Raw genomic sequence first — 12,683 nt, forward strand, 5'->3', positions numbered from 1 at the left:
CCCGCGCTCACTTGGGCGCGCTCATCGAGAAGGGCGCATCGGCCTTGCGCGCACCCCAGTTCTTGTTGGGCGTCGGCCCCATCACGAAGCGCAGCGTACCGCCCGCCTGCAGCGCCTCGCGCGACAGCCAGGGCTTGGTGTACGCACGGCCGTTCAGCGTGGCGGACTGGATGTAGACATTCTCGGCGCTGTTGTTGGTCGCCTCGATCGTCAGCACCTTGCCGCCCGGCATGGTGAGCTTCACGCTCCGGAACAGCGGGCTGCCGACCGCATATTGGCCGACCGTCGGCGTCACCGGATAGAAGCCGAGTGCCGAGAAGACATACCAGGCCGAGGTCTGGCCGTTATCCTCGTCGCCCGGATAGCCGTCCGGGGTCGCGGCATAGAGCTTGCGCATCACGTCGCGGACATGGGCCTGCGTCTTCCACGGCGCGCCGGCCCAGTCGTAGAGGTAGATCATGTGCTGGATCGGCTGGTTGCCATGGGCGTACTGGCCCATGTCGACGATCTGCATCTCGCGGATCTCGTGGATCACCTGGCCATAATAGCTGTCGTCGAAGATCGGCGCGGTGGCGAAGACCGAGTCCAGCCGGTCGACAAACTTGGCGTCGCCGCCCATCAGGTCGATCAGGCCCTGCACGTCCTGCATCACCGACCAGCTGTAATGCAGCGCATTGCCCTCGGTGAAGGCATCGCCCCATTTGTACGGATTGAACGGCGTCGCCCACGAGCCGTCCTTGTTGCGGCCGCGCATCCAGCCGCTCTCGGGATCGTAGAGCTTGCGGAAGTTCTGCGCGCGCTCGGCATAGAGGCGGGCATCGTCCTTCTTGCCCAGCGCCGCGGCTAGGCGCGACAGCGAGAAGTCGGCAGTGGCATATTCGAGCGTGCGCGCGGCATTCTCGTTGATGCCGACATCATAGGGCACGTAGCCGAGCTGGTTGTAATATTCGACGCCCTCGCGCCCGACCGCGCCGACGACATTGCCGTTCTTGTCCTTCGGCCGGCCTTGGCTGGTCGTCGCGTTCTTGACCATCGCCTCGTAGAGGGGTTCGATGTCGAAGCCGCGCACGCCGTTCAGATAGGCATCGGCGATCAGGTTCGCCGAGTTGGAGCCGATCATCACGTCGCGATAGCCCGGGCTCGCCCATTCGGGCAGCCAGCCGCCTTCCTTGTAGGTGTTGACCAGCCCCTGCATGATCTCGGCATCGCGCTCGCGATACATCAGCGCGAACCAGGGGAAGACCGCGCGCCACGTGTCCCAGAAGCCGTTGTCGGTATACATCGGGCCGGGATGCACCTGCCCGTCATAGGGGCTGTAGTGGACCTGCTTCCCCTGCCCATCGATCTCGTAGAACATGCGCGGGAACTGCAGCATGCGGTAGAGCGCCGAGTAGAAGGTGCGGCGATTGTCGAGATTGGGATCGGTCACGCGGACGCGGCCGAGCTCCTTCTCCCACGCCGCCTTGGCCTTGGCCTTGGTCTGCTCGAAGCCGTCGCCGCCGATCTCGCTGACGAGGTTGCGCTCGGCCTGTTCGGGGCTGATGAAGGACGAGGCGACCTTCACATGCACCTGCTCGCCTGCGCGCGTCGAGAAGCTCACCACCGCGCCGACATGGTTGCCCTCGCGCTGCGCGTCGGCGGTCAGCTGCCAATTGTCGTCCCAGCTGCGGGTGACCGCGAAGTCATGGTCGAACTCGGCGACGAAATAGTTGCGGAAATTGCCCGGCACACCGCCATGGTTGTTGCGCACCCAGCCGCTGATCCGCCGCCGCGCACGGTCGATCGTCACGCTCGATCCGCCGGCAAAGGCGTCGAGCACGATGTGCGCGTCATCGGCCTTGGGGAAGGTGAAGCGGAACTGCGCCGCCCGCGCGGTGGGTGCGACCTCCGCGGTCACGTCGTAATCAGCGAGGTAGACGCGGTAGCTGTACGGGTGGCTCTCCTCCGCCTTGTGGCTGTACCAGGAGGCGCGCTCGGCCTCGCGGATCCGCACCGGGCCGGTCTCCGCCATCAGCGAGAAGGCGGCATAGTCGTTCATCCACGGGCTGGGCTGGTGAGTCTGCTTGATGCCGTTGATCTTGTTGTCGTGGTACATATAGCCCCAGCCGCTGCCGGGCTTGCCGGTGACCGGCGTCCAGAAGTTCATGCCCCAGGGCACGGCGACCGCGGGATAGGTGTTGCCGTAGGATAGCTCGTAGGTGGAGTCGGTGCCCATCAAGGGGTTCACCAGATCGACCAGCGCCTCGCTGCGATCGGACTGCTGCGCGACGGCAGGCAGCGTGGCGACGCCGGCGAGGAGCGCGAAGGCGGCGGCGCGGAGCGGCTTGGCGGAGAAAAGGGGCACGAGGGTTCCTTTGGCTGGGCGCGGCGTCAATGGGTGCGGGTGCGGCGGAGCGGTTCGGGCGCCACGCCGTCGTTGGTGAGCGTGACCGGCTGGATGGTGCCGTCCGGGTTGAAGGTCATGCGATCGATGGCGAGTTCGCGATGCTCGCCCTGCTGGTCGGTGAGCGGGCGGCGATGATAGGCGATGTACCAGCGATCGGTGCCGGGCACGTTGACCACCGAATGGTGCCCCGCCCCCCGCGCGATCTTCGGATCCTCCTGGAGGATGGTGCCGCGCGGGGTGAACGGGCCCGTCGGGCTCGGTCCGGTCGCATAGGCGACGCGGTAGTCCGAACCCGTCCATTCGCCTTCGGACCACATCAGATAATAGACCCCCTTGCGCTGGATGACGAAGGAGCCCTCAACATAGCCCGGGGGCGTGATCTCCTTCCAGGTCGAACCGTCGGGATAGGGCAGCACGCGGCGCAGGTCCTTGCTCAGCCGCACCACATTGCAGTGCCGCCAGCCGCCATAATAGAGATAGACCTGCCCGTCGGTATCGCGGAACACGAACGGGTCGATCGGCTGCGCGCCATTGTGGAAGCCGCCGATCAGCGGCTTGCCGAGCGCGTCGCGGAACGGCCCGCCGGGCTTGTCGCTGACCGCGAGGCCGATGCCGCCCAGTTCCTTGTCGCTCTGGATGTCGTTGGCGGAGAAGAACATGTAGTAGCGCCCCTGCGCCTCGATCACCGAGGGCGCCCAGATCGCATAGGCCGCCCAGGAAATCCGGGTCACGTCGAGGACGTGGGGGTGCTTGGTCCAGTGGACGAGATCAGGCGAGGAGAAGGCGTTGAAGAAGGTCTGATAGGCGTAGGAGGGCCGCACCGTCTTGCGCTTGCGTGCCTCTTCCTGCGCGGGGGTGAAGCGCCGGCTGCGGTCGGGCACGCCGTCATCGGCGGAATAGGTGGGGTAGATCCAGTATTGGCCGTCGAACACCCGGATCTCGGGATCGGCATACCAGCCGCGCACGATCGGGTTGGACGCGGCGGCGGCGAGCGGCGCCATCAGGGCGAGAAGGGCGAGCGCCCGGCGGAGCTTCGATCGCATGAGCCTCTCCTTGGCCGATCCGCAGCATGAAAAACGGATAAAAAAGGTGGCGGGGCGGCAAGTTGCCGCCCCGCCAGAGGGGGGTTTGATCAGAACTTGTAGGCGAGGCCCAGATAGGCGCGGCGGCCGGTATATTGGTTGCTGATGAACCGCGCGTCGGTGTCGTTGCCGAGATGCGCGCGCTCCTCCGACTTGGTGAGGTTGATCACCGAGGCGGTCAGCTGCAGATTCTCCAGGAAATTGTACGAGGCGTTGAGGTCGACCTGCTCATACGGGTCCGAATAGACATTCAGGCCCGACTGGATGCCGCCGACCCGCGTGCCGCGACGATTATACGAAGCGCGCAGTAGCAGCTTGCTGTTCTCATAGAAGATCGAGCCGTTGATCTGCGTTTTCGAGCTGCCGACAAGCGGCGAATCGCCCACCTTCTTGCCGTCCAGGGTGATCTCGGCGACCGAGGTGTCGTTATAGGTGAAGTTCACCTGCGCACCGAGCCCGAAGGGCAGCGTATGCTGTGCATAGAGCTCGATGCCCTGCGACACGGCGTTCGATCCGTTCGCCTGGGTCGAATATTGCTGCACGGTCACGGTGTTGCCGGCGACGGTGCTCTGCACGTCGAGCACCAGCGGCACGATGAAGTCCGACACGTCCTTGCGGAACAGCGTGCCGCCCAGCACCGATCCGCGGTGGAAATACCATTCCACGCCGACGTCATACTGCCAGGCCTTGAACGGCTTCAGGTTGAAGTTGCCGCCGCTGCCGAACCAGCCGGGCAGTGCGCCGAACTGCTTGCGGTCGTAGACAAACGCGTCCGAGTTGAAGGTCAGCGAGCGGGCGCCGGCAAGATCGCCATAGCCCGGACGCGCGATCACCTTCGATGCCGCACCGCGGATCAGCAGGTTGGGCGTCACGTCCCACGAGATGTTGAAGCTCGGCAGGAAGTCCGTGTAGCTCTTGGACTCGTCGTTTGGGCTGAACACCTTCACTTCGCGCTGGGACTGCGGCAGCACCAGGCAGTTGCCGTCCGGGCCGACCGGCGGGGGCGTGAACGGGTTGCCGTTGGTGTTCTGGCAGTAATCATTCTCGTAATAGATCACGTCGGTCGAGACGCCCGACTGCTTGGTGCTCACCACGCGCAGGCCGAGATTGCCGCGGACGTTGTTCATCTTGAAGTTCGCCTGGGCATAGCCCGCCCAGATCCGCTCCTTGATGTCGTAGCGGTTCTCGGGCTCGGGCACGCGGACCGGGCCGTTATAGGTCTTGTTCAGATAGGCGAGATAGTTGTCCATGTTGAACGCCGGGAAGACGCTCGTCGAGAAGCCGCCGGCGATATTGCCGATCGGCTGGCTCTGGAAGAAGGCGGGCTGGGTCACCGCGGCGCCCGCGGTATCCTGATAGCGCAGCGTGCCCGCCGCATCCGAATACCATTCGAAGCGCCCGGTTTGCCGCTCAACCTTGCCCTCGCGCCACTTCGCGCCGATCTGGATCGAGTCGATGAAGCTGTCGAAGCGGCGGGTCAGGTCGATCTGCGCATATTTCTGCTCGATCGCGCTGTTGGTGTAGCCCGAGCCGGTCGAGCCGAGATCGACCTGCGAGATGCCCTTCATCAGGTTCTGCTGCACGTCGGGCGAGAACTGCATCGCCACCGACTGGTCGGTGAAGCTCCACTGGCTCAGCATGTTGCCGTTGACGCGATTGGCGAGGCCGTCGCCGAGCACCAGCCGCGGCTTGGCCTGGGCGTAGAACTGGAAGGAGGGGCCGCCGGTCGCGCGGGTCTTGCCGCCGGCAAACGACACGGTCAGGCGATCGCGGGTGAAATCGCCGTGCAGGTCATAGGTGTTGGAAACGGTCTTCTGGCGCGCATAATAGCTCTGCATCGCCGGGGTTTCCATGGTGCACGGCGTGTTGCCGGTGCGGCAGGCGGTGCCGTCCGGCGGCACCTGGAAGGTCGCCGAGGTGAGGATCGTCCCGCTCTTGTCGAACTTGCCGCCGGTGAAGAAGTCGCCATAGCCCCATTCGGGAATCTTGATGAGGTTGGAGACGTTGTCGCCGTTGAGCTGGAAGCGGAAATAATTGGCGGTGAGGTTGAAGCCCTCGAACGGCTGCCACTGCGCGGTCGCCTGGATGCCAAGACGCTTGCGCTTTTCGATCAGCACGGTCTCGTCGACCGACTGCGGCGCCCAATAGCCGTTGTAATGCGTGCCACCCTGAGTGGTCACGCCGTCGTTCCAGTAGGAGATGGCGTCGTCATTGGCGAAGGTCTTGCCGTTGACGTCGGTCGCCTGCTTCGGGTTCTTCTCGTCCGTCCACCAGTGCCAGCTCTCGGTGGCGGCGCTGAGCGTGCGGTTGGTGCGCTCCTGATAGGTGGCGCCGAGCAGCAGGCCGAAGGTCTTGGCCTCATTGTGCCAGGAGAGCAGGCCCGAGACGCTGGGCTCGACCTTCTTGGTGACGTCCGAATAGGTGCCTTCGACCTGGACGTTGCCCGACCAGGGCTTGAGGTCGAACGGGCGCCGCGTGTGGTTGATGATCACGCCGCCGACGCCGCCTTCGTCGAGCCGGGCTTCGGACGACTTGAACACCTCGACGCTGCCGATCAGGTTCGCGGGCAGCAGCAGATAGTTGAAGCTGCGCGAGGGATCGCCGGAATCGGCCGAGGCAATAAAGTTGCCGTTGAGCTCGGTCAGCGTCAGGTCGGAGCTGAGGCCGCGGATGCTCACCCGACTGCCTTCGCCGCCGTCGCGCTCGATCACCACGCCGGGCACGCGCTGGAGCGCGTCCGCCACATTCTTGTCGGGGAACTTGCCCACGTCCTCGGCGGTGATCACGTCGACGAACGCATTGGCGTCGCGCTTCCGCGCCAGGCTGGTCTCGATCGAGGCGCGGTAGCCGGTGACGACGATGTCGCCTTCGCTGTCCCCGGGCGCGGCGTTCTGCGGCGCGGAGGTGTTGCCGGCTTGCGGCTGCGTCGTCGCGGCCTGGGCGAAGGCCAGCCCCGGCAGCGCGGCACACAGGCTGGTGCCGAGCATCAGCTGGGCCAGCAACCGCTGACGCGCGAACGTCGACGTACGGAACAGATTACCGTGAGACACGATCCTTCTCCCTCTCTCACCCGAGCGCCCCCAGGCCCCTCGATGGTTCTTTGTGACCGCGATGTCAGATGCGAGCCCGCGGTTGTTGCGGAGAGGTTTCGCAATAGAAAAACAAATTGTCAATTAAATGGAGGCAGTGACTGTGGCATTTCAGCAACGATCGCCAACAAACTGATTTCGTTAGGTAAACGTTGTCAGGCCTGCACTGGCGCATTGTGCCGGGACAGCGTGGAATCGCAAAAATGCTGCGCTACACGGTGACGAGCCTTGACCTTGCGAATTCGTTGCGCGCGCGTGGGTCAGCCGCCCACCAGCCGGTACCCTACACCCGGCTCATTGACGATCAGCTGCGGTCGACCGGGATCCTGCTCCAGCTTCTGCCGGAGATTGCGCACCACGATGCGCAAATAGTCGAGCTGCTGGACATGGGCCGGGCCCCAGACGTCGCGGAGCAGCTGGCCATGGGCGATCACGCGGTCGGGATGGGCCGCCAGCAGCGCCAGCACGCCATATTCCTTGGGGGCCAGATGCACCGCCTCCCCATCCTTGCGCACGCGGCGGTGGAGCAAGTCGATCTCCACGCTGCCCACCACCAGCTGCTCGCGTTCGGCCGATCCAGCGATGCGGTGGCGCAGCGCGGTGCGGAGGCGGGCGAGCAGTTCCTCGGTATCGAACGGCTTGGTGCAGTAATCGTCGGCGCCGAGATCGAGCGCCGCGACCTTCTCGCTCGTCTCGGTGCGGGCCGAGACGACGATCACCGCCGCGCCGCCCGCCTTGGCCTGCTGGATCAGTTCGATGCCGTCGCGGTCGGGCAGGCCGAGGTCGAGCAGCACCGCGTCGGGCTTGTCGATGCCGAAGGCGGCGATCGCCTCGCGCGCCGTCGCGGCCTCGATCACCTGGTGATCTGCGCGGGTAAGCGCCCCGCGCAGCAGCCGCCGGATATGGCTGTCGTCCTCGACGATCAGGACCTTGGTTGCACTCGCCATGGCTCGGCTTAGCGAGCGCCGCCCTGCCGGTCGAGCGCGAGATTGAGCGCGAGGACGTTGATCCGCGGTGCGCCGATCAGCCCGAGCAGCGGCTCCTGCACGTTCGCCTCCACCAGCTGCGCTACGCGATCCGGCGCGATGCCCCGCGCCTTGGCGACGCGCGCGACCTGGAAGCGCGCCGCTTCCGGGCTGATCTCGGGATCGAGGCCCGAACCCGAAGCCTGGAGCAGATCGGCCGGGGCATCGGCACCGAGACGCTTCTGGTCGGCGGTCACCCGGTCGACCAGCTTCTTCGAGGCCGGCCCCAGGTTGGAGCCGCTCGAGGCCAGCGGGTCATAGCCATTGCCCGCCGCCGACGGGCGGCCCTGGAAATAGCGGGGCCCAGCGAAGCTCTGGCCGATCAGCATCGAGCCGCGCAGCTTGCCCGCATCGTCGCGCACCAGCGAGCCATTGGCCTGGGCCGGGAAGAGCAGTTGCCCGGCGCCGGTCACCACCAGCGGATAGACGACCCCCAGCAACGCGGCGAAGATCAGCGTGAACAGGAGCGTGGGCCGGAGGCCGGAAACGAGATCGGAACGCATGGCGATATCCTCCTCAGAAGCGGGTGGAGACGCCCAGATAGACCTGGGCATCGGGGGTGGCCTGGTTCAGGCCGAAATTGGCGCCGAGATCGAGCTGCAGCGTCGGGCGCAGCAGATAGGTCGCGGCGATGTCGGCGGAGGTCTGGGTGACGTAACCGGCAGGATCGAAATTCCGGGCCACCCAGAACTCGCCGATCAGCGTGAACGTCGACGTAACCGCCTTGCCGAGATTGGCGGTGCCGACCAGCTGGGCATGATGGCCATGGCCGTCGCTGTCGGCGAGCACGTCGCCTTCGGGACCGAAGGTGAGCGTAAAGCTCTTGGGCAGTGCGATATTGACCGGCACGATCACCCCGCCCTCGGTCTGGCCATTGCCGATGCCCGTCTTCGCGGTGGGGATCTTCACGAAGGGCAGCAGCGCGATCTGCACCTGGCCCGCCGGATCGGTGAGCCGCTGCTTCAGCCGCAGCGTGAGGTCACCGACGCCGTGGAGCGTCTGCGTGCCTTGCGCGGTGCGGGTGCGGACGGTTTCATAGGGCGCGATGCTCGCCTCGACGTCGGTCGAGCCGGTCAGGCCATATTTGAGCGTCGGGTTGGTGTAGAGGATCGTGTCGACGCGCGTATCGCCGGCATCGGTGCGGGTCCAGTTGCCGAGATCGGTCTCGAGTTGCACCATGCCCTGCGGCACGGTGCAGGCGAAGTTCGACTTGGTCGGGCGGTCGGTGCACAGCGCGGGCGCTGACGGTGCGGCGGCCGCCGGGGCAGCAGGCACGCTGTCCTGCGCGAAGGCCGGAACGGCAACGACGGTGAGCGACGCGAACGAAAGAAAACTACGGAACATTGGGGTTCAAATCCTCAGGCGAGGTGAAGGCCGGCAACGGCCAGATCGATGAGCTTGATGCCGATGAACGGCGCGACCAGGCCGCCCAGGCCGTAGATGGCAAGGTTGCGGGCGAGCAGCTGGCCAGCCCCCATCGGCTTATAGGTCACGCCCTTGAGCGCGAGCGGCACCAGGAACGGGATGATGATCGCGTTGAAGATCACCGCCGACAGGATCGCGCTGGTCGGGCTCGACAGGCCCATCACATTGAGCACGCCGAGGCCGGGATAGAGCGCGACGAACATCGCCGGGATGATCGCGAAATACTTCGCGACGTCGTTGGCAATCGAGAAGGTGGTGAGCGCCCCGCGGGTCATCAGCAGCTGCTTGCCGAGGCCGACCACCTCGATCAGCTTGGTCGGATCGCTGTCGAGATCGACCATGTTGCCCGCCTCGCGCGCCGCCTGGGTGCCGGTGTTCATCGCCACGCCGACATCGGCCTGGGCGAGCGCCGGCGCGTCGTTGGTACCGTCGCCGCACATCGCGACGAGCTTGCCGCCCTGCTGTTCCTGGCGGATCAGCGCGAGCTTGTCCTCGGGCGTCGCTTCCGCAAGGAAGTCGTCCACGCCCGCCTCGGCAGCGATGGCAGCGGCGGTGAGCGGGTTGTCGCCGGTGATCATCACCGTGCGGATGCCCATCCGGCGCAGCTCGGCGAACCGCTCGCGCACCCCGGCCTTGACCACGTCCTTCAGCGCCACCGCGCCGAGCAGGCGGCCGTTGCGGACCACCGCCAGCGGGGTCATGCCGCCGCGCGCAATGCCGTCGGTGATGCGCTTGAGCTCGGCGGCACCGGCAGCATCCGGATCCATCTTGAGGATGGAGTCGACCGCGCCCTTCAGGATAACCGTATCACCCTGGCGGACGCCCGAGCTGCGGGTCTGCGCGGTGAAGGGGATCACTTCGGCATCGGCATCGAGCTTTGCGTCAAACGCGAACTTCTCGCGGCCCAGCGTCACGATCGAGCGGCCCTCGGGCGTCTCGTCGGCGAGGCTGGCGGTAAGCGCAGCTTCGGCCAGCGTGCGTTCTTCCACCCCGGTCAGCGGGTGGAAGGCGCTCGCCTGGCGGTCGCCGATGGTGATGGTGCCGGTCTTGTCGAGCAGCAGCACGTCGACGTCACCCGCCGCCTCCACCGCGCGGCCGGACTTGGCGAGCACGTTGAAGCGCACCAGCCGGTCCATGCCCGCGATGCCGATTGCGGAGAGCAGCGCCGCGATGGTCGTCGGGATCAGCGTGATCAGCAGCGCCGCCAGCACCGCCACCGGGATCGCACCGCCGGCATAGGTGGCGAAGGCCGGGATCGTGCCCACCGCGATCAGGAAGATGATCGTCAGGCCGACGAGCAGGATCGTCAGCGCGATCTCGTTCGGGGTCTTCTGGCGCTCGGCGCCTTCGACCAGCGCGATCATGCGATCGAGGAAGCCCTTGCCGGGATCTTGCGTCACGCGAAGGATGATCTTGTCCGAGATGACGCGCGTGCCGGCGGTGACCGCCGAACGGTCGCCGCCCGCCTCGCGGATCACCGGCGCGCTTTCACCGGTGATCGCGGCCTCGTTGACCGAGGCGACGCCCTCGATGACTTCGCCATCGGCCGGGATCAGGTCGCCGGTCTCGACCAGCACGAGGTCGTCGCGCTCGAGCAGATGCGCCTCGACCTTGCGCCAGGTCTCGCCGACGCCGGTGAGCTTCTTTGCCTCCAGCTCGGACTTGGTCGCGCGCAGCGACGCTGCCTGGGCGCGGCCCCGGCCCTCGGCGAGTGCTTCGGCGAAGGTGCCGAACAGCACGGTGAGCCACAGCCAGACGATCAGCTGGACCTGGAACCCCACCGGCAGCGGCTCGCCGCCGAGCGCGAGCAGCACGGTGAGCAGCAGTGCCGCGACGGCCGTGGTGAACAGGATGGGGTTGCGGATCAGCTCGCGCGGATCGAGCTTGCGGAACGCGTCCCCGATGGCCGGGCCGATCAGCTCGGCCGCGAAGATGGACTTGGGTGCAGACATTGCTTGTCGTCCTCAGAAGAGCTGGCCGCGGAGCAGCGTGACGTGATCGGCGATCGGCCCCAGCGCCAGGCTCGGCAGGAAGGTGAGCCCGCCCAGGATCAGGATGATGCCGACGAGCAGCCCCACCCACAGCGGTCCGGTGGTCGGGAAGGCGCCGACGCCGCCGGCGACCTGCTTCTTGGCGGCGAGGCTGCCGGCGATCGCCAGCACCGGCACGATCACGAAGAAGCGGCCGAGCCACATCGCGATGCCGAGCATGGCGTTGTAGAAAGGCGTGTTCGCCGAGAGACCCGCAAAGGCCGAGCCGTTGTTGCCGGTCGCGGAGGTGAAGGCGTAGAGGATCTCCGAGAAGCCGTGCGGGCCGTTATTGGCGATGCCCGCAAGCCCGGCCGGCAGCACCGAGGCCAGCGCAGCGCCGCCCAGGATGCACAGCGGCAGCACGGCCACCGCGAGCACCGCCAGCTTCACTTCGCGCGCCTCGATCTTCTTGCCGACATATTCGGGCGTGCGCCCCACCATCAGCCCGGCGACGAACACCGAGAGGATGGCGAACAGCAGGAAGCCGTAGATGCCGGCACCGACGCCGCCGACAACGATCTCGCCAAGCTGGATGTTGAACAGCGGAATCAGGCCACCCAGCGCGGTGAAGCTGTCATGCATCGCATTGACCGCGCCGCACGAAGCCGCTGTGGTGACGACCGCGAACAGCGCGCTGCCGACCACGCCGAAGCGGGTTTCCTTGCCCTCCAGATTGCCGCCGGCGACATGGAGCGCGTGGAGCGCCGGGTTTCCGGCGGATTCCGCCGCATAGGTCACCGCGATGCCGCCGAGGAACAGCACCGCCATCGCGGCGAGGATCGCCCAGCCCTGGCGGGTGTCGCCCACCGCCTTGCCGAAGGTCCAGGTAAGGCCGACGCCGACGAGGAAGATCGACAGCATCTGCACCAGGTTGGTCAGCGCGGTCGGGTTCTCGAACGGATGCGCCGAGTTGGCGTTGAAGAAGCCGCCCCCATTGGTGCCGAGCATCTTGATCGCCTCCTGGCTGGCGACGGGGCCGAGCACGATCGTCTGGCGCGCGCCTTCCAGCGTGGTCGCGTCGACGCTGCTCGCCAGCGTCTGCGGCACGCCGCTGGCCACGAGGAACAGCGCATAGACAAGGCAGATCGGCAGCAGCAGGTAGAGGACGACGCGGGTGAAGTCGGCCCAGAAATTGCCGATGCCGCGCGACTCCTTCCGCGCGAAACCGCGGAAAAGCGCGAAGGCGATGGCGATGCCGGTCGCAGCGGACGTGAAGTTGTGAACCGCCAGCCCCAGCGCCTGCGACAGGTTGGAAAGCGTCGATTCGCCCGCATAGCCCTGCCAGTTGGTGTTGGTGGCAAAGCTGATCGCGGTGTTGAACGCGCCGTCGGCGCCCATGCCGGCGAGCCCGCGCGGGTTCCACGGCAGCACCGCCTGCAGGCGCAGCACCGCATAGGTGAGCACCGCGAGCGCAAGGTTGAACAGGATCAGGTGCAGCGCATAGGCGCGCCAGCCCTGCTCGGCGTTCGGATCGATGCCGCTGATGCGGTAGATGCCGCGCTCGACGGGGCCGAGGACGCGGTGGAGCGGGGTGCGGCGGCCTTCGTACAGCGCGAAGAGCCACAGCCCCATCGGCTTGGCGGCGGCAGCGAGGATGGCGACGAACAGGGCAATGAAGCCCCAGCCTTGAACTGTCATGCGGCTCT

General features: G+C 66.5%; 8 protein-coding genes. All 8 read right to left on the bottom strand.

All coding sequences use genetic code 11. The features are described from left to right. Positions 1–7: 7 nt before the first annotated feature. Positions 8–2,344, bottom strand: coding sequence for a GH92 family glycosyl hydrolase (locus tag QZ670_RS19310; RefSeq protein WP_294258700.1), 2,337 nt, complete (start codon positions 2,342–2,344; stop codon positions 8–10). 26 nt (positions 2,345–2,370) lie between these two features. Continuing rightward, a complete protein-coding gene (locus QZ670_RS19315) occupies positions 2,371–3,429 on the bottom strand; it encodes a glycoside hydrolase family 43 protein (RefSeq protein WP_294258702.1) in 1,059 nt (352 codons plus the stop codon). An 89-nt stretch (positions 3,430–3,518) separates the two neighbouring features. After that, positions 3,519–6,518, bottom strand: a complete 3,000-nt coding sequence (locus QZ670_RS19320; RefSeq protein ID WP_294258705.1) for a TonB-dependent receptor — start codon at positions 6,516–6,518, stop codon at positions 3,519–3,521. 299 nt (positions 6,519–6,817) lie between these two features. Next, positions 6,818–7,504 (bottom strand): response regulator, encoded by a 687-nt coding sequence (locus QZ670_RS19325; RefSeq protein WP_294258708.1) that lies wholly within the window; start codon positions 7,502–7,504, stop codon positions 6,818–6,820. An 8-nt stretch (positions 7,505–7,512) separates the two neighbouring features. Continuing rightward, a complete protein-coding gene (gene kdpC / locus QZ670_RS19330) occupies positions 7,513–8,085 on the bottom strand; it encodes a potassium-transporting ATPase subunit KdpC (RefSeq protein ID WP_294258711.1) in 573 nt (190 codons plus the stop codon). 13 nt (positions 8,086–8,098) lie between these two features. Then, entirely contained in the window at positions 8,099–8,926 is an 828-nt protein-coding gene (locus QZ670_RS19335) for a transporter (protein ID WP_294258713.1), read from the bottom strand. Positions 8,927–8,940: 14 nt separating this feature from the next. After that, positions 8,941–10,959 (bottom strand): potassium-transporting ATPase subunit KdpB, encoded by a 2,019-nt coding sequence (gene kdpB / locus QZ670_RS19340; protein WP_294258715.1) that lies wholly within the window; start codon positions 10,957–10,959, stop codon positions 8,941–8,943. A 12-nt stretch (positions 10,960–10,971) separates the two neighbouring features. Then, entirely contained in the window at positions 10,972–12,675 is a 1,704-nt protein-coding gene (gene kdpA / locus QZ670_RS19345) for a potassium-transporting ATPase subunit KdpA (protein ID WP_294258718.1), read from the bottom strand. Positions 12,676–12,683 lie beyond the last annotated feature (8 nt).

Origin of the sequence: uncultured Sphingomonas sp. (genome assembly GCF_913774285.1) — a bacterium.
Classification (GTDB): domain Bacteria; phylum Pseudomonadota; class Alphaproteobacteria; order Sphingomonadales; family Sphingomonadaceae; genus Sphingomonas.

Bases quoted from the DNA above. Each gene is read 5' to 3' on its own strand.
- QZ670_RS19315 (WP_294258702.1), bottom strand. From the start codon at position 3,429: ATGCGATCGAAGCTCCGCCGGGCGCTCGCCCTTCTCGCCCTGATGGCG.
- QZ670_RS19325 (WP_294258708.1), bottom strand. From the start codon at position 7,504: ATGGCGAGTGCAACCAAGGTCCTGATCGTCGAGGACGACAGCCATATC.
- kdpC (WP_294258711.1), bottom strand. From the start codon at position 8,085: ATGCGTTCCGATCTCGTTTCCGGCCTCCGGCCCACGCTCCTGTTCACG.
- QZ670_RS19335 (WP_294258713.1), bottom strand. From the start codon at position 8,926: ATGTTCCGTAGTTTTCTTTCGTTCGCGTCGCTCACCGTCGTTGCCGTT.
- kdpB (WP_294258715.1), bottom strand. From the start codon at position 10,959: ATGTCTGCACCCAAGTCCATCTTCGCGGCCGAGCTGATCGGCCCGGCC.
- kdpA (WP_294258718.1), bottom strand. From the start codon at position 12,675: ATGACAGTTCAAGGCTGGGGCTTCATTGCCCTGTTCGTCGCCATCCTC.